This is a genomic window from Pseudoduganella violacea, from assembly GCF_014191875.1.
Lineage (GTDB): Bacteria > Pseudomonadota > Gammaproteobacteria > Burkholderiales > Burkholderiaceae_D > Rugamonas > Rugamonas violacea_A.
This window is the reverse complement of the sequence record NZ_JACHXD010000019.1, coordinates 1-20,721: the sequence shown is the minus strand read 5'-3', so window position 1 is coordinate 20,721 and position 20,721 is coordinate 1. Positions and strand designations below refer to the sequence as shown.

General features: G+C 58.5%; 16 protein-coding genes and 2 pseudogenes. 7 read left to right on the top strand and 11 right to left on the bottom strand.

All coding sequences use genetic code 11. From position 1 onward, the window contains the following. Positions 1–15: 15 nt before the first annotated feature. From FHS03_RS23805 to FHS03_RS23780, 6 genes are all read right to left on the bottom strand, one after another. Entirely contained in the window at positions 16–1,350 is a 1,335-nt protein-coding gene (locus FHS03_RS23805) for a recombination directionality factor (RefSeq protein WP_183443392.1), read from the bottom strand. 136 nt (positions 1,351–1,486) lie between these two features. Next, positions 1,487–2,350, bottom strand: a complete 864-nt coding sequence (locus FHS03_RS23800) for a hypothetical protein (protein WP_183443391.1) — start codon at positions 2,348–2,350, stop codon at positions 1,487–1,489. 334 nt (positions 2,351–2,684) lie between these two features. Beyond that, a complete protein-coding gene (locus tag FHS03_RS23795; protein WP_183443390.1) occupies positions 2,685–3,077 on the bottom strand; it encodes a hypothetical protein in 393 nt (130 codons plus the stop codon). Positions 3,078–3,157: 80 nt separating this feature from the next. Further along, positions 3,158–7,819: a beta strand repeat-containing protein gene (locus FHS03_RS23790; protein ID WP_183443389.1), complete on the bottom strand. Its 4,662-nt coding sequence runs from the start codon at positions 7,817–7,819 to the stop codon at positions 3,158–3,160. A 357-nt stretch (positions 7,820–8,176) separates the two neighbouring features. Continuing rightward, positions 8,177–8,794 carry a LuxR C-terminal-related transcriptional regulator gene (locus FHS03_RS23785; protein ID WP_183443388.1) on the bottom strand — a complete coding sequence of 206 codons (618 nt, stop codon included), beginning with the start codon at positions 8,792–8,794 and terminating at the stop codon, positions 8,177–8,179. A 483-nt stretch (positions 8,795–9,277) separates the two neighbouring features. Beyond that, positions 9,278–9,523 (bottom strand): hypothetical protein, encoded by a 246-nt coding sequence (locus FHS03_RS23780; RefSeq protein WP_183443387.1) that lies wholly within the window; start codon positions 9,521–9,523, stop codon positions 9,278–9,280. 46 nt (positions 9,524–9,569) lie between these two features. Here FHS03_RS23780 and FHS03_RS23775 point away from each other — a divergent pair, with 46 nt between their 5' ends. After that, positions 9,570–11,447 carry an MG2 domain-containing protein gene (locus FHS03_RS23775; RefSeq protein WP_183443386.1) on the top strand — a complete coding sequence of 626 codons (1,878 nt, stop codon included), beginning with the start codon at positions 9,570–9,572 and terminating at the stop codon, positions 11,445–11,447. Positions 11,448–11,598: 151 nt separating this feature from the next. Here the strand turns inward: FHS03_RS23775 and FHS03_RS23770 are convergent, their stop codons facing one another. Continuing rightward, positions 11,599–12,849, bottom strand: coding sequence for a hypothetical protein (locus FHS03_RS23770; RefSeq protein ID WP_183443385.1), 1,251 nt, complete (start codon positions 12,847–12,849; stop codon positions 11,599–11,601). Positions 12,850–13,358: 509 nt separating this feature from the next. Between FHS03_RS23770 and FHS03_RS28685 the strand changes: the two genes are divergently transcribed. Further along, positions 13,359–13,538 (top strand): hypothetical protein, encoded by a 180-nt coding sequence (locus FHS03_RS28685; RefSeq protein ID WP_371871769.1) that lies wholly within the window; start codon positions 13,359–13,361, stop codon positions 13,536–13,538. A 55-nt stretch (positions 13,539–13,593) separates the two neighbouring features. Continuing rightward, positions 13,594–13,848, top strand: coding sequence for a transcriptional regulator (locus FHS03_RS23760; protein ID WP_371871768.1), 255 nt, complete (start codon positions 13,594–13,596; stop codon positions 13,846–13,848). Positions 13,849–13,880: 32 nt separating this feature from the next. Here FHS03_RS23760 and FHS03_RS23755 read toward each other — a convergent pair. After that, positions 13,881–14,009 (bottom strand): annotated as a pseudogene (locus FHS03_RS23755) (helix-turn-helix domain-containing protein); the annotation flags it as partial. 31 nt (positions 14,010–14,040) lie between these two features. Then, positions 14,041–14,349, bottom strand: a complete 309-nt coding sequence (locus FHS03_RS23750) for a helix-turn-helix domain-containing protein (RefSeq protein WP_183443384.1) — start codon at positions 14,347–14,349, stop codon at positions 14,041–14,043. Between the two features lie 172 nt (positions 14,350–14,521). Between FHS03_RS23750 and FHS03_RS23745 the strand changes: the two genes are divergently transcribed. Further along, a complete protein-coding gene (locus FHS03_RS23745) occupies positions 14,522–15,367 on the top strand; it encodes a PhzF family phenazine biosynthesis protein (protein WP_183443383.1) in 846 nt (281 codons plus the stop codon). A gap of 28 nt (positions 15,368–15,395) precedes the next feature. On the opposite strand, the pseudogene FHS03_RS28285 reads toward FHS03_RS23745, so the two are convergent. Further along, positions 15,396–15,924 (bottom strand): annotated as a pseudogene (locus FHS03_RS28285) (TolC family protein); the annotation flags it as partial. A 726-nt stretch (positions 15,925–16,650) separates the two neighbouring features. Between FHS03_RS28285 and hxsB the strand changes: the two are divergent. The 3 genes from hxsB to hxsA are packed head-to-tail and all read left to right on the top strand — an operon-like array spanning position 16,651 to position 19,963. Next, on the top strand, positions 16,651–18,126 hold the full coding sequence (gene hxsB / locus FHS03_RS23740; RefSeq protein ID WP_371871766.1) for a His-Xaa-Ser system radical SAM maturase HxsB: 1,476 nt from the start codon (positions 16,651–16,653) through the stop codon (positions 18,124–18,126). Beyond that, positions 18,114–19,241 carry a His-Xaa-Ser system radical SAM maturase HxsC gene (hxsC, locus tag FHS03_RS23735; protein WP_183443382.1) on the top strand — a complete coding sequence of 376 codons (1,128 nt, stop codon included), beginning with the start codon at positions 18,114–18,116 and terminating at the stop codon, positions 19,239–19,241. The genes hxsB and hxsC overlap by 13 nt, the downstream gene beginning before the upstream one ends. Then, a complete protein-coding gene (hxsA, locus tag FHS03_RS23730) occupies positions 19,238–19,963 on the top strand; it encodes a His-Xaa-Ser repeat protein HxsA (RefSeq protein ID WP_183443381.1) in 726 nt (241 codons plus the stop codon). The genes hxsC and hxsA overlap by 4 nt, the downstream gene beginning before the upstream one ends. 118 nt (positions 19,964–20,081) lie before the next feature. Here the strand turns inward: hxsA and FHS03_RS23725 are convergent, their stop codons facing one another. Further along, positions 20,082–20,615, bottom strand: coding sequence for an AraC family transcriptional regulator (locus FHS03_RS23725; protein WP_371871765.1), 534 nt, complete (start codon positions 20,613–20,615; stop codon positions 20,082–20,084). Between the last annotated feature and the right edge of the window lie 106 nt (positions 20,616–20,721).

Below are 20,721 nucleotides of genomic sequence, written 5' to 3'. Positions count from 1 at the left end.
ACTCCTTGCAGGTTCTTATTGGTCGCCGAGTTCGTCGTGGATGCGCGCGATAAAACGCGCCGGTTCGTCGCGGTAGCGTTGCAGCTCGGCCAGCGCACGCGCACGGCCCTGGCGGTTGCGTCGCCAGCCGGCGCCCCAGCACCAGTCGGCGAAGGCGTCGAAGCGTTCCGGTGCGACGCCATAGCTGGCGGCCAAGGCGTGGATGGCATCGATGTCGGTGGCATCGGCTTCTCCTGTTCCCGTTTCCGCGCCCGCTGGCGCGGGTGGGGCGGCCGACGCGCGCGGGGCAACGCTGGACTCGCGCACCGGCGCTGGCGTCTCGGTCAAGTCCGCCTGGGGCGGCGTGTCGGTGCCGAACCCGGCATGGCCCTGCAGCGCCTGCACCGACTGGGCCGCTTGCCGCAGCACGCTCTCGTCATCGGGTGGACTGAGCAAGGCCGCGACGTCGACCGGCGCCTCCAGTTCGATGATCCAGTGTGCGCTGCGCACCGGTTGGCCCGTTTTCGGATCGATGTGGGACACCTCGCGTAAGTGTTTGGTCAGGTATAGCGGCGTGCGCTCGTGGTCGAGGAATCCCGCCAGGCGTCCGCCGCGCATGAAGGCGATGGCCTCGAAGCGCTCGATGGCGCGGCTCATGGCGTAGAAGCTGTTGGTGTGCAGCTCGAACGCGTCGAGTGAGCGGATGCCGGGGATGTAGAAGATAAAGCGCCCGGACAGATTGCACTGGCGGCTCTGGAATTCCGGACAGACCTCCGGATCGCAGCGCCCGCCGTTCTCGGGGCGTAGCTGGGTGGCGCGCCCGCCGAAGAGGCGCACGGCGCGTTGCCGATTGGGATCCATCTTGGCCGGCGCGAACATGGTGCAGTGGCGGGTGTGGCCGTCCTCGGCATAGGTGCTCCAGTAGCGCTTTTCATTGCGCCCCCAGCAGGCGAGCTCATGCGGCATCACCGCCTGCCAGGTATCGGCGGGAAAGACCACCGGGAAGCGGTAGAGCCGGGCCACGCCGTCGCCGCGATCTTCGCCATAGGCTGCTAGGATCTGGGCGGCCAGCGCCGGATTGGGAAAGTCGTTGGGCCGCACCGTGAACCAGGCCACGTTTTTCGGTACCAGCGGGCTTTTCACCTCCGGGAACGCGGCCGCAATGCGTTGCTCGATCTGCTCAAACGTCGCGTGCTGGGCCAGACCCTGTTCGTACAAGGTGCGGATGCGCGGATCGCTGGCGGCCGCCTTGGTCAGCACCTTGATGCCGGCCCGGATCTTGCCAGCGGTGGGAATGCGGACCTGGCGCTGGCCCAGGAGGGTGGGGGCGGTGGCGCGCGGCGGCAGCGTGCTCAGGGAGTGGGCGTTCATTGCGTTCTCCTGTCATGGGGATCAGTGCATCCATGCTCCCATGGCATGCTGCCTGTGCAAGCGGGGCGCTGGTTGCGCGCTGTACGGTGTGGTCATCCCACCGTGCTGCGGCGGAACGGAACGCGCCACCCGCGCATCAGCTATGGCGGGCTGGCGCCGCGTTGCGCAGCAGCTTGTGCACGGCGAGCTTTTTCAGGCCCAGCACCGCGCCGATCTCCTGCGTGGCGGCGCCGCGCGCCTTGAGCTGGCGGGCCGCCATCTGGCGGGCGCACGCGGTGCGGATGCCGGGCATGCCACCATAGCCGAAAATGCGGCGGTAGATTTCATGGATTTCCTTGCACAGATACTGCTGGCTGGTGCCGCCGCCCGGCCGGATGCGCATGCTCTGGCCGTCGCGGGAGAGAAAGAGTCGGCTGGCCGGGTCCAGGCCGCGGTAGCTGGTGTGCGGATGGGTTCCCCAGCCTTTGCGCACGCGCTCGGCCAGGTAGGCGTCAATCGCCGCGCAGGTGCGGGGACAGCTAAAGTGCAAGAGGCGCGCGGTGCGGCCGGTGGCGATTTCGGGGCGCAGCGTCGACGTGGTGCGCGATTGGCCGGCGGCGTCAAGGTAGTCGCTGACCGCGAGTTGCGCGATCTCGATGGGTTTGGCAGCGGTGAGAAAGAGTGTCAGCAGCAACGCCGTATCGCGCCGTACGCAGCGGCTGTGCCGCGCGATCTTGGCCACGTACTGATCGATCTGGCGCGGCGTGACCATGCCGGACAAGGTGTCGGGCGCAATGGCTGCGGCTGGCACGAAATGCTCCACTGCTTCCAGGTAGTCGGTGCCATAACGGCGGATCAGATGGGCCGTCGGCGAGGTTTCCTCATCCACGCCGAGCACGCCCACTACGCGCTGCAGCTCGCCGGCCAGCTGGCGAATGTGCTGCGACACGGTCGATTTGGTGACGCCGTGCAGCTTGGCGATATGCTCGCAAGACGCACCGGCGACCAGTGCACGTAGCATGGCTTGTGCGGTATCTAAATTTGCCTGATTCATCGTGGGCTCCTTCCGTGATACAAATGCCTACGATGGTCTGGCTTCGCTGCTTGTCAATCCAATTGAAACAGGTGGGTTTGCGGGCGTTTTTCGGTGCACGCAAGAGCGCGAGGATAAGGATGATGAGCAAGGGAGCGGGGTGGCCCCTTGTTCGGCGTATAGGCTGCTCCGACAATGGAGGCCGCTATGTTGGGATGCGCTGCAGTAAGATCGCTTCTCACGAGTCCATGATTTCCTTTTGTATCGCCCTGGCGTGGTGCTGGCCAGGCTACCTTCTTGCCTGGCCAGCGCTGTTCGCGTGCTAATGGAGACTGGGTTCCTTGGCTGCCGTTTCGAGCCGCTCCTGGTGGGGTTGATTCACTTGTTCAGGACGGTGTGGCTGCACGAGCTGGTTCAACTGCCTGACAAGGCTTGCCACGGTGTCGCCTGTGAGTGCCACGCGGCATACCAGCCTTCCACGAAACGATGTGGGCCCGGTCGTATTGTCATTGGCAAGGCGCGCAATGGAATTGATTGCCTGGAAATCAAGAAAACCAAAATCCAGAAAGACCAATCCGGGGCTCGCTTGCAATGCGACGAAGTTGGCCAGGATTGGTTGGTCGGAATGGTCTACTGGCCGCAGTTCGATGTCTGCCTGTGCGGTACGCGACGGTTGGGCGGCGCTCTCCTTGGCAATGCCGGTTTGTTTGTTCATGGTGCGATTCCTTATGTCAATCAACGGTTTGGCGTGACTGGAGCCTGCTTCCACCAAGGTGGAAGCAGGTGGTCCATTCATCAGGTGAGGATCAAGTGACTGAGCACTTGGGCTTCGGTATAGCTTCCTACCAGTTGGACTACCGGTGCGCTGTCCACAAAAACGATGCCGCTGCCGATGTCGTACGAAGTGGTATGGGTGCCCGTTGCGGCCACGTTATCCAGTGACTGCAGCCATACTTTCAGTTGGTCGCCGCCGCCGGCGGTCACGTCAAAGTCGAGGATCGTGTCGAAGTCGCCTTTGCGCAAGATGAAGGTATCGTTGCCGGCGCCGCCAGTGAGCGAGTCGGCCCCGTAGCCGCCAAACAGGATGTCGTTGCCGTCGCCACCATTTAGCGCGTCGCTCGACAGGGAGCCGAACAGGTAGTCGTTGCCGGCGCCACCATTGACCGTATCGCCGCCGTCGCGCGCCTCGATCATGTCGTTGCCGGCGCCGCCGCTGAGCACCTCGGTCGTCGCGGGGCCATTGTTGCGGCCGTAAATCGCGTCGTTACCAGCGCTGCCGTCGATGCCGACAACCGGCGCTGGGGTTTCATTGGTCCCGGTTCCGGTGACGTCGGTGCTGCTCCAGATACGGTCGGCATTTGGCGTAATGACCGGCGTATTGCCGATCGTAAAGCCGTTGCCAGCCTTACCGATCGCGTTCTCGATATTACTGAAGTTGTTGAAGTTGCCGATCAGCGGATCGGAATTGATCAAGTCCACCAGGCCCTTGTTGGTCGACAAGGCGACGATATCGTACTCGACGATGTTGTGGCTGTTATCGAGCGCGATCGACGCCGCGCTCTCGTTGGCGACATAGATGCGATAGATGGCGTCCGCTCCCGACGTGGTTTTATCGCCGATGGCCACGCTGTTCCAGATTTCCTGAATCGACACGGTCAAACCGGTGTACCGCGACAGGAAGTTGGCGGCGGTATCGATGTTCGCCAGCTTATTGTCGGACGTAAACAGATCCCATGAGATGTAGCCAAGTGGATTGATAATGAATGCATCGTTACCCTGTAGCTTGGGTTGGATTTTTTCCAGGTCGTTCGGGAAATTGAACTGTGGGTGGCCGCTGACTGTGATCGGCGAAAAACCGAAGTAATTGGCGTCGTCTGAATCATGTACCGTCTCGCCGAGAACCGTGGTGCCCTCGACCGATGCGGTATCGGTGTGCTGTCCTGCGTGGAAGGTAGCGCCGTCATACACCAATGTGTATTTTTGGCCCGGGGCCAGGGTGCCGATCAAGAGGCCGGTGCCGGGATCTGTCCCGTTCAGATCGAATGTCGGGTCGGAGTCGCTGAGGATCACGTTGTTCAGTGTCACGAACGGATCGCCGGTAACCTCAAACTTGAACAGTGGATTTGTTCCCGCCAACAGCACCGGGCCTGTCGGCAAGTTGGCATCCTGCCAGGTTTGGCCACCGTCCACTGAAACGAATTTGACGACATCAATCGACACTGCTCCGAAGTCAAACAATCCCACGGCTGCACTGGCGCTCACGGGTGCGGTCTGGTCGCTATCGGCCGTGGCGGTGTTGTCGATGTCGTGGTCGTTGTCGAAGTTGCCATTGGCGTCGACGCCATTATGGTCGATCACGGCCTGCGTGACAGTGTAGGTGCCCGTATAAGTCCAGGTTTCGCCGACATCGAGTTTGCCATTGCTGTTACCGTCACCACTGGCATAGGCTTCGTTCGACAGCAGTGGGTCGTTCAGGGTCACCCCGGTCAGGGTAACATTCCCGGTGTTGGCCACCAGCATGGTGTAATTGATCACATCGTTCAGATTGGCGGTCGACCGGTCGGCAGTCTTGGTGATGCTCATCGCCGGATTGTAGGTCAACGGTACCGCCACAGAATCCTGCGCCGGTGGCGTGCTGTCCGCGGTGGCGGTGGCGGTATTGTCGATATCACCGTCGCCGCCGCCATTGCCGTCCAGGTCGGCCTGGGTCACGGTGTAGCTGCCCGTGTAGGCCCAGGTTTCTCCCACATCCAGTCGGCCGTCGTTGTCCGTGTCGCCGCCAAAGAATGTTTCGTTGGTCAGCAATGGGTCGCTCACCTGCACGTTCTCAAGGGCGGTGGTGCCGGTGTTGGTGACCAGCATCTGGTAGTGGATGATGTCCCCTGCGGCATCTGCGACAGTATTGCCATTGCCGTCGGTAACGTTGACAAATTGCTTGTCGATGGCCAGTGCCCGCGTGACCGACAGCGGCACTTCGACCGAATCCTGCACCGGTGGGGTGTTGTTGGCGGTGGCGGTGGCGGTGTTGTCGATATCAAAGTCGTTACCGGCATTGCCCTGGCCGTCCAGGTCGGCTTGCGTTACGGTGTAGCTGCCCGTGTAGGCCCAGGTTTCGCCCACATCGAGCCGGCCGTCGTTGTCCGTGTCGCCGCCAAAGAATGTTTCGTCGGTCAGCAATGGGTCGCTCACCTGCACATTGTCGAGTGCCGTGTTGCCGGTGTTGGTGACCAGCATCTGGTAGTGGATCACGTCGCCCACGGCATCGGCTACGGTATTGTTATTGCCACCGGTGACGTTGACAAATTGCTTGTCGATAGCCAGCCCCCGTGTGACCGACAGCGGTACTTCGACCGAGTCCTGCGCCGGCGGGGTGTTGTTGGCGGTGGCCGTGGCGGTGTTGTCGATGTCTCGGTCGCTACCGGCATTGCCCAGGCCGTCCAGGTCGGCTTGCGTTACGGTGTAGCTGCCCGTGTAGGCCCAGGTCTCGCCCACATCGAGCCGGCCGTCGTTGTCCGTATCGCCGCCGAAGAATGTTTCATTGGTCAGTAGCGGGTCGCTCACCTGCACATTGTCGAGTGCCGTGTTGCCGGTGTTGGTGACCAGCATCTGATAGTGGATCACGTCACCGACGGCGTCGGCCGCGGCATTGTTGTTGCCGCCGGTGACGTTGATAAATTGCTTGTCGATGGCCAGTGCCCGCGTGAGGTCCAGCGGGACCGATGCGGAAGAATCCTTCAGCTGGGTCTGCGCCGTGGTCACGGTTGCCGTGTTGTCGATATCGCCGTCCCCACCGCCATTGCCATCGAGGTCGCTTTGCTGGACTGTGTAGCTCGCGCTGTAGGTCCAGCTCTCGTTGGTGTCGAGCTGGTTGTTGTTGTTACTATCGCCGCTGACGTAGGTGGCGTTGGTGGCGCCCAGCCCCTCCACCTTGTCCGTCACGTTCACTCCGGTTAGCGGCACATTCCCGGTATTGCCAATGACGATGGCATAGCGGATCACGTCGCCGGCCGCGTTGGCGTGCGCCGCGCCGCCGCCGCCGTCCACATCGGCCACCGATTTCAGGATCGAGACACTTGGCGCCGCCACAAACGCGTCGTTGAAGGTCAGTTTCCAGCTGTCGGCCTCGGCAAGCGTGATCGTCGTCTGGTCACCGGCCGGATTGGCGATCGTTCCCGTGGTGGTGACATTGTTGATGTTCGTGACCGACGTCCCGATGCTGGTCAGGTCCCAGTCTGTGGGAATGTTGACTTCTTTCACGGTGTAGGGGCCGAATTCGGGCAAGTTGTTGAACGTGCGCGATTCGCCATCCTTGAGCGAAAACACAGCCACGCCGACCCCGGCCAAGTTGGTGAACTTATCGTCGGCGGTCAGCGTTCCCGAGGCATTGATGTCCAGGCCCGCGCCCACGATCGCATACGTGCCGACCAGTCCGTCGCCACCTGCCACGTCGCTCACATTGCCGTCGGTAACATTAAAGGATTCTCCACCGGCATCGGTGAAGCGTCCGTCATCCTTACCATCGATCACCCCATCGCCACTGATGTCGAGTTTGCCGCCAATGACGTCGACGGCGTTCGCTGGCCGGGTCAGCTCGAAGTTGAAGGATTGAGTTGTGTTGCCATCCGGGCTGGTTTCCTTGGCCACGACGATGGTGCCAGGGAACGTGACGGCGGCGCTCGACAGCGAGCGGTCCTGCTGGCCCACGCTCTCGGACGTACTCGGGTCATTGTCCGCAAAAGCGGTCAGGCTGGTGTGGTAGGGCGAGCCAGCAATCGCGGCGGCCGAGTTGCCGGCCCCCCAATCGGCACGCGTGGCGATGTGTCCGCCCCATGCCAGGACTGCGGAACCGATCTCGCCGGCGGTACTGTCGTTGTTGCCGTTGTAGACAAACTTGAGGGTGATCTGGGTCGAACTGTCGCCCCCGTAACTGCCGAGCAGGGTGTAGGGGTTGACGGAGCTGGGTAGGTCAATGTCGTCATTGGTGCCGAATTTACCATCCGGGCCGGCCAGGACGTAGTTCAGGAAGGTGGCGCCGCCAAACAGGGTGAATTGCCCGGCCTGCTGGCTGGCAGGGGCGTTCGGATCGTGTGGAATGGCGGCGCTCGAAACGAGATTCAAGGTGTTCAGCGGATCGGCCACACCTTGTGTGGGTACCGGAACGGTCTCATTTCGACTGCCGGGAAAGCTGGCGTTCCAGGTGTTGATGTAATCGAGTGCATGGACGCCGGACTTGGTGGTATCCCACTGTACCGTCACCCAATAGGTATTGCCTTCCTTGAGGCCCGAAAAAACGGCACGATAGGGAACGGACTCGCCCTCAGAATAGTGCGCCTGCGAGGAGCCGAGATTGCCGTTTTGCCACTGATCGGCCTGTGATCCGCTCAATACCGGCAAGTCGGGTGCTGCACCGTCGGCCCATTGATCCAGATTCACGGACGGTTTGATTGCCTTGGCCATTGTTATTCTCCTTACCTAGCTTTTTGATGTCGTGGGAGTGGTGGTGACGTTCCCCTGATTTCTCCGGCAGCACAAATGCGCTGGACGCCGCAGTGGGCGTAAGCCAATTCGCGGTGGATGCGCCTCTTTCGGGTGAGCTTCACCCAGCCCCCGGCCGGTTATGGATGAAGCTTAGTGACCGTTATGCAGTATGACTATCATCCGAATAGCGTATGTGCATCACGCTTTGGGAAGTGTCGTGGACGCACGCAAATAGGCGTAGTCCGTGCCGTTCACGGGAGGGCGATGCGTGAGGTAGTACGTCATGCAGGGGGAGTGTGATGCGCGCGACAGCGCACCGCTGGGCAGGTGCGTTGGCTAGGCGAGGGGCAGCAACTGGCGTCGACGAATCTCCAGCTTCTTGAAGACATGCTGCAGGTGGGTTTTGACGGTCGTGTCGCTGATATCGAGTTGCCGGGCGACTTCTTTGTTGGTCATGCCTTGACTGACCCAATGGAGCACTTCCCACTCCCGCGGCGTAATCCGTTTTGGCTTGGGCTCGGGCAGAAACTGCCGGTCATGGTGGTGTAGCAGCCAATCAAGCGACTCCTCCAGCAGCTGGCGCGTCAGCCAGATATGGCCCTGATACACCAGGCGAATGGCTTTCTCCCATCCGGCTGGATCGGACGTCTTTTGGAGACATCCTTTGGCGCCGTAGGTGATCGCTTCGATGACCTCGCGGTGGCCGCAAAAATCATAAAAAATAATCGGCCTGGCCGCTGGACTGACCAGGCGCATGGCCGCCAAGAGCGCGATGTAGTCGCGGTCTCCGTCCAGCAGTAACAGGTCGGGCTGCTGCGTATGGGCAAACGCCAGTAGCTGCTGTTCGGGCTGCAACACCCCATCCATCAATTCGATTTCATCGCATGGACTCAAGGTGTACTGCAGGGCGGTGTGGACGGCGGCGTCAGCGCAAAGCACGGTAATTTTGGACATTGCGGTTCCTCTTTGGATGCGCAGGTCCAGCCGCATCCCTTGTCTGCGCGGGAGCTTGGTGGACAAAACTGCATACTGCTACGGATTTCACCTCCATTCAAAGAACCAATTTATATCTTTTGATATTCGCGATATAAGAATTTTTTTAAAAAATTCCTGACGGAATGGCATCTATTTGGTGCAATTTTTGAATTAAATATAATATTGAGTGGATATCAGTTAAAAATAGAGGGTGGTAGCGGTTCTTTATGGCCTAGAAGGCGATTTGCCAGGGTTGGCGTTGCGCTTAAGTAATGAATTAATGGTATGTGAATTTATCAAATTTCACATGAATATTTATATTCAGCAAGGGTATTTTAAATATCGACATTAAAAGAAATAGCATGTTTCCTTCATTCATGTTGCGTAAATACGATATTGAAACTAACTCGCCATAAAACAATTGATCGGTGTGGCGATCCATGGGAAACTTCTCGCCGAAAATTATTTTCCATGCGGAAATTGTTTTCCGTGTTTTACCCGCATCCCTGAAATATTGTTTTTAGGTATTTTCTCTTGTTTTTTGAAGGAGCACATGTTGACTCGCATCGTACATCTGGCAATTTTTTCATTGCTCACGGCGGTAGCCGGCTGCGGCGGCAACCACGCCACCAGCGAATCGGCTCCCCCTGCCAAGGCTTCCGCCTTGGCTGCATCTGCGCCCGCACCCACGCTCACCTTGGCGACCATGGTGAGGCAATCTGCGAGCGCTCCCATGCAAGGCGGAGGCGCTGGTATGGCCGCAGCCGCGGCCGAGACCGTTGGCGACTTGCTTGTGTTCCAGGAAGATGATTTCAAGACAAATAGCGGTCGTAGCCGGCATTTTCTGAAGACGCCGGAAGGCCGTGTCGAGCTGAACTTTGCTGGTAAGGCGCCGGATCTACGCTCGGGAATGAAACTGCGTGTCCGGGGGCAAAAGAGTGGCGATATGCTGACGCCTGACTTTGTGGCAGTGGACGATCAGGGCGGTGGTGGCGCGGCCGCATTGCCGAACACCTTGGGCGAACATAAAACCCTGGTTCTGCTGGTCAATTTCCAGGATAACACGAGCCAACCATACACCCTGTCTGAAGCCAGCAACCTCGTATTCACGCAGGCAAGCAACTTTTATAAAGAAAACTCGCAGCAACAGACTTGGTTGAGCGGTGCCGCCTATGGCTGGTATACATTGCCCTTAAGCCAAGCATCGTGTGATGTTTTTAAGATCGAAGCGGCAGCCAAACAGGCTGCAACGAATGCCGGCGTCAACGTGGCCGGATATAGCCATTACATCTATCTGTTTCCGAATACAGCGGCATGCCCTTGGAAGGGGATGGGGGCGGTGGGCGGTAATCCTGGAAGCGTTTTCATGAATGGCGGCCTGGATGTTGCGGCGGTCAGCCACGAGCTGGGGCACAATTTCGGCTTGCAACACTCGCATGGACTCGAGTGTGGCGCTGCCTCCATGGGTACCAGCTGCACGAGCGTGAATTATGGTGACCCACTGGACGTGATGGGAAGCACCAATCCCGGTCACTTCAATGCCTTCCAGAAGGAACAACTGGGCTGGCTGAGTGGTGGTAGTCTCCCGTCGATCACGACAGTACAGGCCAGCGGTACGTTTACGCTGTCAGCCTATGAGGCGGCTGGCACTGGCGTCAAGGCGTTGAAAATCCTGAAGAGTACCGACCCGACAACTGGTGTCAAAACCTGGTACTACGTGGAGTATCGCACGGCGTCCGGTAGCGACAGCTTTATTGCGACACTTCTCTACACCAACGTCACGAATGGCGTGGTCGTTCACACTGGCGCCGATGGCAACAGCAGCAGCCTGCTCGACATGACCCCGGCCAGTTCAACTTCTTACACCTATGATTGGAATGACCCGGCCTTGCCGGTTGGCCGGGCCTACACGGATGCGGCGGCGGGGGTGACCATCACCACCAACGCGGTCAATGGCAGCAGTGCCATCGTCACCGTCAACATCGGCACGCCATCGACCGATTGCGGACGGGCCAGCCCGGTTCTCACGCCTTCGCCCCAGACGCAGTCTGCCAGTGCGGGTACGGTTCTCACCTATACGATAACCGTGACGAATATGGATAACGCCGCATGTGGCAGCTCGGACTTCACCTTACAGGCAACACCCGTTGCAGGTTGGAGTGAGAGCTTGGGAGCCGGGACGCTTTCCATCGCTCCAGGCGCCAGCGCCACCACGACCCTGGCGGTTGGTTCTCCGGCGACGGCATCCGGCAACACCCTTATCGTGGTGACGGCCACCAATGGCGCGGCACAGTCGAATATCGGTTCCGCTGGCGTGACCTACCAAGCTCAAAGCGGGCTGCAGGTGAGTGTGGCGACCGATAAGCCGAGCTACTCGGCCGGGCAGACCGTTAGCATGTCGGCGAGCGTGAAAACCGGTTCGATTACGGTGGGTGGCGCGAAGGTGACCTTGACGATCAATCAACCGAATGGCACGGTGGTAACGCAAAGTGCCACCACCGGCAGCAACGGCGTTGCAAGCTTCAGTTATCGGCTTGGCCGCAAGAACGTTGGAGGTACGTATCGTGTCAGCGCCACAGCCAGTGGCGGGACGCTAAGTGCCACTGGCGCGACCGATTTCTCGGTTCAGTGATTGGCTGCCGTTCGGCGTGCTGCCCTGGCGGCATCACGCTGCTGGGGTGGCGGGACACCCGCGAAAATAGGGTGATCGGTGTACCGGTACCCCGGCATTTGACCGGGCGAGGCGGGTTGATGCGGTGGCCTCGCCTGTATCGGGCGATGCTTCATCGTCCGCCGGGATACTCCATCGTCCCCTTGATCGTGACCGGCAGCGGCTGATCGATGCCGGAATCGAAGGCCCGTTGAAGTAGCTTCATTTCTTCAGGGGCAATTTTCCCCGGACCGGCTTTGGCCGCTTGCGAGCGCAGCAGGTTCTGTATGCCCATTGACACCTGCAGCGAATAGTCGGTGGGAAGAGAGCCAGGATCAAAAGCCTGGCTGCCCGGGTAGTTTGTGAACCAGCGCGGGGCGTCGGCTGCCGATGGCGGAATCATCGGCGAGTTCATGGGAGTTTGCGCTGTGGCGTGGCAAGAGATGCAGGACGAGCGCGGGTTGTCCACGGGACCATTGAGGCGGCCCTCGGCGCCCAGATGCTGGGGTGTGCCAATGGCGGTATTGATCCATTGCTGGGGCTGCGCCAGATCGTTGCCCCACATGGCGCCGACCAGCTTCATGCGCTCCCACGGTGTGGCGCCTGGGGCGTCGCCATTGTAGGCGAGGGTGGCGAAGAGCCAGCCGGTGACCGGCACACGGCTGTCTTTGACGGCCATATCCAGCTGCAATAGGCGCACCTTCTGGGGTTTGCGTGGCAACGCGCCGGAAGGGCAGGTCTTTCCACCAAAGACGTGGATATTGCCGTCCCACTCGAAGGTGTTCTTCAAGTAAGGAACCTCGCTATCCGGCGCAGTGGTAAACAACAGCTTGGCCACCACGGTACCCTCGGGGAACTGGGCCAGGGTGGCATTCGGTTGCGTTGCCTTTTTCCAGATTCTACCGACTTGGTAGCCACCGGCGGGGTTGTAGAAGCCCACCGCCCAATTCTGGAAGCAGCGCGTTTGCTGCGGCCCCAGTTCACCCTTGCCGGGTGTGGCCGGCGCCGGGGCGGTGCGCTCGCGTGTCATGCCATGGATAAACTCCCTACCGCTGTCGCCATAATGCATCCAGGGCACGTGATACCACTTGCGCACCTTGTTGTTCTGCACTTTCCAACCAGCTTCCACATTGCCCTCCAGGACGTAGGCGTACACGGCCTGGGCGTATTGTTTGGGCTGCTGTACGGGATCAATTGCCGCCCAGGGCAGCGGTTCTGGCTGCGGCAGTTTGCTGGGATAGGTTTGGCTGAGGCGAAACACCGGTCCCTTCCAGCCTGGCGGGACTTTATCCTGGCTGGAGGGAAAATTCGCTGCAGTGCCGCCACCACTCAGGCTCAGCAATATTAATAAGCCCGGCAACGTGACATATGACGATTGAGCCATAAAACCTCGCACCGGAGAATGTTGGTGTAACCACGCTGAGGGAGCGCGGCGGGAAAGTTTTATGTGCTTCTGCTAGCAGGATTCAGGCCGTGTTCTTTGAATATAGCTGCTCAGTCGAATGGAAGAGTCACACATTGCCACCATCTGGTCTAGCAGGAAAACCGTCCAGCCTTACTGCACGTCGGACGTACCGCCCTTGACCGCGCACAGGGCGTGGCACCGGCCCGCGCTCATCGAAATGCGTAAGGATGGTGCCTACGGCACTCCGTGGGCAACGGGCATTTCGCCACCAGGCATTGGCGCGGCGGTGGCCAAGCGCGCGACGCATCATCCGTTGGAACGGCGTACACTGAATTCATTGCAAAAGAGGAGTTTCCATGAAAGAAATTGATCCGGAAAGCGCCTTTCGGTGGCTGCGGTTGAGTCCCGAGCAGCAATTGGAGATTCGGCACTACATAAAGCAAAGGGAGCAGCTTGGTCTGCCATGAGATATGCCGGAGTTGCAGGCCATGCTGGCAGATATGCTAGATTCACCCGAAGACGACAGTCATGGGACGGACACCGGCGCGGAAAGCGCGCAGGAAAACCATGAGCGCGCTGCTGCAATCGTGGGCGAGGGGATGGATACAGCGTCAGCAGACGAGGAACGCCATGCCGCCAGGGAAGCTGAAGCGATGAAGCGCCCGTAGCATTGATGGACGAGGTCGCAGTTTTTGGCTTTTGCAAGGAGCGCGAGGAGAAGACGTGGAATTGATTGAATCCGAGGAAATGGCCGAGTTCAGGCATCTCCTGACGAGCCGGGGACTGGATCTTGCCGATTTTACATTAGAAGAGGTCGATGCGACCGATCCAAAAAGTGATGAGGTCGCGCCTTTATTGGGATATCTGACGGTGCGGCGCAGATCGACCAACCAAACCCGCCAATACGTGATTGGCGATGGATCGGTCTGGCTGCGGTTGCTGAGCGAGGATCTGGGAGCGGGTGCTTTTACCGCCTGAGTTGTGTGATTCAATTCATACTCCTGCCGAAATTGATACCGCGCCCACCATTTGCGCAGCGTTGGCCGCGAGATGCCGCAACGCAGGCACACAACGCCTGCGTTGCCGAGTCCCTCGTACAGCTGAACCCATCGTAACCGCTTCCGGATATCGTCGTCCATGACACTATTTTGTTGAAATGATGTCTATGAATCACACAAGCTGGCGCGGTGTGACCATGCCGGACAAGGCGTCGGGCGCCATGGCCGTCGTCGGCACAAAATGCTCCAGCGCCTCCAGGTAGTCGGCACCATAGCGGCGGATCAGATGGGCGGTCGGCGAGGTCTCCTCATCCACACCGAGCACACCCACGACGCGCTGCAGCTCGCCGGCTAGTTGGCGAACGCGCTGCGAAACGGTCGATTCGGTAACACCATGCTGCGCGGCGATACGTTCGCAAGACGCGCCGGCGACCAGTGCGCGCAGCATGGCCTGCGCGGTATCTAAGCTTGTCTGCTTCATCGTGGGCTCCTTCCATGACCAAACGCCTACGATGGTCTGGCTTCGCTGGTTGTCAATCCAATCGAAACAGGTGGGTTTGCTGGTGGTTTTTCGGTGCATGCAAGGATGCAAGGAGGGGGAAGAGCAGGGGGGAGCGCTATACTCCTACCGCGCTAACCAACAAGAGGCATACATGGCTCGTGATTTCAAGCAAGTAGACGTCTTCTCCGCGATCCCCTTTCAAGGCAACCCGCTGGCGGTTATCCTGGATGCCGAGGGACTCAGTGGCGATCAAATGCAATCGATAGCCCGCTGGTCCAACCTGCCAGAAACCACTTTCGTGCTGCCGCCGACCGACCCCGCAAACGACTATCGGGTGCGTATTTTCTCCCCGCAGGAAGAATTTCCATTCGCCGGCCATCCCACTCTGGGCACGGCCTACGCGCTGCTGCAGGAAGGCTTGCAACCGAAAAGCCATGGCGTACTGGTTCAGGAGTGCGGCGTAGGGCTGGTAACGGTACGCATTGCTGCGGATGGGGCACTGGGATTCCGCGCGCCGGCGGCACAGTTTGAGCAGATGAACGTCCAGCACCTGCCGCTGCTGCACCGTGCCCTGGGCGTTGACGCCATAGCGCCGGGACACGCGCCAGTAGCGGCCAATATGGGGATCTGTTGGCTAATCGTTCGACTGGAAACGGTGGCCGATTGTTTATCGGTGTCGCCCGATGTGTCGGCGTTGGCAGAATTGATGCAGCTCACCGCTTGCAATGGCATGGCCATCTACGCCCCGTATGGCCCCGGCGGCCCGGCCGATTACGAGGTGCGTGCCTTTTTGCTGGAAAACGGCCTCTTGGTGGAAGACCCTGTGACTGGCAGCGCCAACGCCTGCATCGCCCGTTTGCAGCCTGGTGAAAACTACCGCGTGCGCCAAGGCACCGCACTGAGTCGCGACGGTCGGGTGGCGGTGATCTTTGAGGACGGCGAACCGTGGATTTACGGTCAGGCAGTTACTATCATTGATGGCGAAATTAACTGCTGAAGTTATTTTCGCGATTTTAGGAGGTGGCTATGCTGGTCAGCCCGTCCTCGACTTCGCGAAAAGCGTCTAACACCGCGTGGCGATACCTGGCGGCTTATTCCTCGTATTGCGCGAAGCTGTAGTCGACCTGGGCCCGGCGCGCGCCGCCATCGAAGATCGGCAGCGAGAGCGCGCTGCCTACCTGCGGCCTGAGAAGAAATGTGCTGCTCGACCATTTGAATAACTGGCCCAAACCTGCCGACTCGGCCCCGCCCCGTAGCGGTGATCGACAGGCTGGGAAAGCAGGCTGACCGCGCAATGCCGATGCGCGCATTGGCCGCCGCCATGGCCCGGTCGGCTGCGGCGACATCGGGGCGCCGCTCCAGGAGGCCCGAGGGCAGACCGGGCGGAATATAGAAGTCGAAGCTTTCCGTAAAGCTGGGCTGCACGGAGAAGTCGACGGGCAGTTGCCCCGTCAATACGGCCAGGGCATTCTCCGCTATGGCCCTTTGGCGTTCGACAGCCAGCGCTTCGCTGCGGGCACTCTCCAGTTCGGTTCGTGCATGCGAAACGTCAAGCGTCGGGGGAGGTGGGTGTACAATAAGGACACGTTGCTGTTACCTGTTATTGCCTTATCTTGCAGCAAGAAAATTTGATGGTACTTCTGCTGGTATCCCGATGCGTTTCTGCGGAAAAGAGGTTTCATATCAAAGGCTTACGAAGCTCGTTGATAATCGAGTGGGAGTGAGCTTTCCGTTTGGAAGGTTTAATTTCCTAAGATGACTGAAAATAAAGCCCTGTTTTTACAGGGCTTTATTTTTCTGGCTTTCAATTGGTAATGATGGCAATGGCCTGTCACATTCACGCCAATCGTGTATCGGAAAGCTTTCCTAGCTTCGTCGCTCCGGACCTATATAAACGGTTTTGGACATATCGACTGGCGCTTTAGTTGGCTGCCCACGACGTATGGACTTAATGCTGATTCTATGACCTGATTCGCAACCAGGCTAGTTCCTAGTTAACGTCGCTTATCGAGCGCCCGTCGCGGTGCCGGAATCCACTTGGAGCGAATGCGGTTCTTTTTGCGGCTCAACTGAACTCGCCGGTTCGAAAGTCGATTTGCAACGGTACGGACTTTTGATCTTTGGTTTTCGAGTGATTCAGTTTATTATGGAATTAATTGCAAATTGTCCACTTTTATTGATATCTGAATAATCGTCAGTCATTGTGTTGACTCCAAGGATGGCGCCTAACTAAACCATATGCTCACTCGACCGATTAGCTTTGTTAGACCACCAGTATCAGTGAAAACGAAGGGCGTAAAGAACGTAACCACTGAGGGCAACGACCTTGTGATCGGGACGATGCGAATTCGCCGTCTCCCTTCTGGTAAGCTCGTTGCAGTTTCAGAGGAGGGTGACTGGGAGTTTCTCGACGAAGGCACGCTGGCATTCCTTGAACGAGGCGTTGATGCACTTCCGATCGACACTGCTGCGCGCCTCCTTTCGAAGTTCTTGATTGATTCGCCATTCCAATCTGTAGGGATGCAACTACTAAAGAGGTCGCGACTGGAAGCGAAACGTTCCACGGTCCAAGGCGGCACCTCACTCCACATCATCGTTCCGACCCTCCAGTGTGCTCATTCATGTAAGTACTGCCAGGTTAGCCGGGCGCTTGAAAGCCAAGGCCATACGATGAGCATCGAAGACCTTGATGCCGCGTGTGACTCGATTTTCGAGTCACCCTCGCCGGTACTAACCGTTGAATTCCAGGGGGGCGACCCGTTATTGAGGTTTGACTTGGTTCAGCGCGCCATCCTGCGTATTGAGGCGAAGAACGCGTCCGAAGGGCGTAGTCTCAGATTTGTCGTGGCCTCGACTTTGCATCAGTTGACGCCAGAGATGTGTGGGTTCTTTAAGCAGCACGGAATATTTCTGTCGACGAGCATCGACGGTCCTGCTGCACTCCATAACCAGAATCGGCCGACCCGGGAGCGCGACGCATACGAACGCACGCTGGCCGGCATTGAGCTTGCTCGAGCCATTATTGGTCCCACTAGTGTTTCAGCGCTGATGACGACAACCCGTGCATCCCTCGGGTACCCACACGAGATTGTAGACGAATACGTGCGCCTAGGCCTACCTGAGATATTCCTGCGCCCATTGAGTAGCTACGGCTTTGCCAAGCGTAATCAGTCGAAGCTCGGATATTCGGTCGAAGAGTTCCATGCTTTCTACGAAGCCGCGCTTGAGCGAGTCCTCTGGTGGAACTCCCAGGGAGTCCAGATTCGCGAGGTCTATGCCTCAATCATCTGCAATAAGATTCTGTCGACATTTGATGCCGGGTATGTAGACCTGCAAAGCCCAACTGGTGCCGGAGCTAGCGTTCTTGTCTACAACTACGACGGTTACGTTTATCCAAGTGACGAAGCTAGGATGTTGGCTGAAACCGGTGACGTCAGCCTGAGAATGATGTCGATCGGTGGCGGGAGTATGGGAGCTGATATCTTGGGTCAATTGCGCTCGGCGAGTGAACCAAACAAAATTGATGGTTGTTGGACCTGCGCGTACCACGCGTACTGTGGTCCAAACCCTGTCGACGCCCAGGCTCAACACGGGAGCATGCTGGCTCCAGTTCGGGAAACGGAGCATTGCGCGAGGCATTTGGCATTGTTTGACGGTATGTTTGAACGCATTGCGGTGGCGCCCGAGGACCAATTGGATTTGTTCCATCTGTGGGCGCGGCCTGCGGGTTCTCCGGAGGCTGTATGCGAAGGGTAGCCGCCATTGTCAGTCCGTGGTCAAAACGGCGCGCACACCGCGTGGTAGCGCTGGAGAACGTCATTTCCTCTTGGACGCCAGAGGTCAATTACCTTGTCTTGATCCAGGAAGCGGCGGACGTTGAGCGAATCGTGGACCTGGTTGTTCGAGGTGTTGAGAACCTAGGATGGATTGAGGGGCCTGAAATCGAGCTCGGGGACGTTGTCATGCCGATTTTGGGGAAAGGTAGTGTCGACGTCTCTTACCGGCGCTCTGACGTGCACCACACCTTGTTCCTGACGAATCGGTGCAACAGCAACTGTTTGATGTGCTCCCAGCCACCCACCAAAGATGAAGATGGCTGGTTGGTGGATGAGGCCATCGACATCGTTCGGCACATTGAAAATTCACCGGAGAGCATTGGTCTCACTGGCGGTGAACCTTTATTGACAGGGAACAGGCTGCGAGAGGTCTTGGACGAAATCCACCTTCGGCACCCGATGATGAGAATCGACCTTCTGACTAACGGCCGCCTCTTAAGCAATCGAGGGACTGCGGCGGCTCTTCTCGATGGATTGGAAGCGCGAGTCGCGTGGCTCGTTCCCTTGTATGGGCATGCGCACATGCTGCACGACTTCGTCGTTCAATCGCCAGGTGCCTTTGAACAGACGCTTGAAGGTATTCTGCGACTGCAAGAGCATGGGCAGCCGATTCAAGTCAGGATTGTGCTTATCGAGCCAGTGCTGGAACGACTGATCGACCTTTGCGAATTCATCGGAAAGAGTCTGCCATTTATTCATGAAGTAGCACTGATGGCCTGCGAACCAATAGGATTCGCGCTTGCGAACAAAGAAGTCTGCGACCTGGATTTGCAGGATTGGTGGCCGACGCTAATGAGAGCGTCGCGAACATTGCGTCGTTACGGTGTTCGCCACATGTTCATGAATACGCCTCTTTGCGCTCTGCCAAAGGATCTTTGGCCATTGGCTGTTCGAAGCATCTCGGACTGGAAGCAAGTCTATTCAGACGAATGTGCAGGATGCTCAGTGATGGATTCCTGCAGTGGCCTGTTCGCATGGCATGAGCGTGGATGGAAGCCTACAAAGATTAGAAAAATTGAGGAGATGGTGGAATGAGTCGATTCATAAAGAGCCTGGCGCTTTTTGTTGCGGGTCTGCAGTTACTTCCTACAAAGGCAAGCGAGCAGCATACTGGTCCATTGATGGCTGGGGATGATGACTCCAAAGGAATTACGTTGCAGCCGTTAAACGGGAAGTTCGACAACTTGTTTGCTGCACACCGCTCACACTCAAGCCATCGTTCGCATTCGAGTCACAGCTCGCATTACTCAGGGTCTTCCGGTTACACTCCATCGTATACGCCACCTCCGGCTCCAGCGCCGTACATCCCGCCGATTCCAGCTGCGGCGCCGAGCCGTAGTGCGACCGCATCTACCTCGTCCTCTGGAACCGGCTCGGCGAGCCAGTCAGGGCAAGGTAGTCTGCCGGGAAACTCGTTCATGGACCCCAATCAGGGCGGCGGCACGAATGGCAGCCAGGGTGCTGGTGCCATCAAACCACAAACGCATTCTCCCGAAGCGACGGCCAATGGACACGCAATGCCCGTGCAAGCTGGGGGCGAAGTGCCTCTTTCCCGGTCAGAGAAGCTGCATTTGCAGGTCTTTAGGGTTCAACTTAGGTTGAACAGCCTAGGCCTCTTTAATGGCTACATTAGCGGGAAGCTCGATGATGAGACCAAGCAGGCGCTCAAGATGTTCCAAAGCGTGAAGGGCTTCCCGGAAACGGGCTTGATGACGACGGAGACGCTAAATGCTTTGGGTGTCAGTGCTGTTAAGTAGATATGTCTTGTGCGATTCCGTGAAGTGAAGCAGCCCAGGCCTGCGTCGACCAGGGTTGCCGCCGTGACCAAGCTGCGCGCGCGCATTTTAAACTGGCCGCTAAAGGACTGGCCTGTTTCTATTTCAGTGATCCAGATGTCCACTTGTCCCTGTATTCACGGGGCGAGCATTGCATAATGCGTTTAAAGGCGTGGCTAAACGCGCTGTCGGAGTCGTAGCCCAGCTTTTGGCCTATCGAAGAAATGGTGGAAGTCTCCGTTTTCAGGGCGCGCGCCGCCAGTTGCATACGCCAGCGCGACACGTAGTCCAACGGCGCAACCCCTGCCTTTTGCTTGAAGCGTAAAGCGAGCGTGGAACGAGATACCCCGGCCGCTTTGGCCAGGTCCGCGACCGTCCATGGGCGCGCTGGATTGGCATGAATAGCCTGGATGGCGGCACCGACACGCGGATCGGCCAAGGCGATTAGCCAGCTTGGCGTACTGTTTTCCTCTTGGGCCAGATACAGCCGCAGCACCTGTACCAGCATGATCTGGCCCAGATTCTGGACCACGATGGAGCTGCCCGGCGAGGGTGCCGCCAATTCGTGGGCAAGACGTTGCAAGGCCCAGCTCAATACAGCCGCCTGGTCCGACCCGCTCTTGACCACGGCCACCGGCGGTAAGCTGTAAGCGTCTCGCCAGCGCCGTCTTCCATTGAGTGCAGCGCGTCGCCATGATTGAATTTGGGATGCAAATTGATTGTGTCCACAAATTTATTTA

What these genes read in the sequence shown, in the direction of transcription:
- FHS03_RS23790 (WP_183443389.1), bottom strand. Translation starts at nt 7,819, where the DNA reads ATGGCCAAGGCAATCAAACCGTCCGTGAATCTGGATCAATGGGCCGAC.
- FHS03_RS23745 (WP_183443383.1), top strand. Translation starts at nt 14,522, where the DNA reads ATGGCTCGTGATTTCAAGCAAGTAGACGTCTTCTCCGCGATCCCCTTT.
- FHS03_RS23805 (WP_183443392.1), bottom strand. Translation starts at nt 1,350, where the DNA reads ATGAACGCCCACTCCCTGAGCACGCTGCCGCCGCGCGCCACCGCCCCC.
- FHS03_RS23800 (WP_183443391.1), bottom strand. Translation starts at nt 2,350, where the DNA reads ATGCTACGTGCACTGGTCGCCGGTGCGTCTTGCGAGCATATCGCCAAG.
- FHS03_RS23770 (WP_183443385.1), bottom strand. Translation starts at nt 12,849, where the DNA reads ATGGCTCAATCGTCATATGTCACGTTGCCGGGCTTATTAATATTGCTG.
- FHS03_RS23750 (WP_183443384.1), bottom strand. Translation starts at nt 14,349, where the DNA reads ATGAAGCAGACAAGCTTAGATACCGCGCAGGCCATGCTGCGCGCACTG.
- FHS03_RS23775 (WP_183443386.1), top strand. Translation starts at nt 9,570, where the DNA reads ATGGCCGCAGCCGCGGCCGAGACCGTTGGCGACTTGCTTGTGTTCCAG.
- FHS03_RS23785 (WP_183443388.1), bottom strand. Translation starts at nt 8,794, where the DNA reads ATGTCCAAAATTACCGTGCTTTGCGCTGACGCCGCCGTCCACACCGCC.
- hxsC (WP_183443382.1), top strand. Translation starts at nt 18,114, where the DNA reads ATGCGAAGGGTAGCCGCCATTGTCAGTCCGTGGTCAAAACGGCGCGCA.
- FHS03_RS23795 (WP_183443390.1), bottom strand. Translation starts at nt 3,077, where the DNA reads ATGAACAAACAAACCGGCATTGCCAAGGAGAGCGCCGCCCAACCGTCG.
- hxsA (WP_183443381.1), top strand. Translation starts at nt 19,238, where the DNA reads ATGAGTCGATTCATAAAGAGCCTGGCGCTTTTTGTTGCGGGTCTGCAG.
- FHS03_RS28685 (WP_371871769.1), top strand. Translation starts at nt 13,359, where the DNA reads ATGCTGGCAGATATGCTAGATTCACCCGAAGACGACAGTCATGGGACG.
- FHS03_RS23780 (WP_183443387.1), bottom strand. Translation starts at nt 9,523, where the DNA reads ATGGTCGCCAAGGTGAGCGTGGGTGCGGGCGCAGATGCAGCCAAGGCG.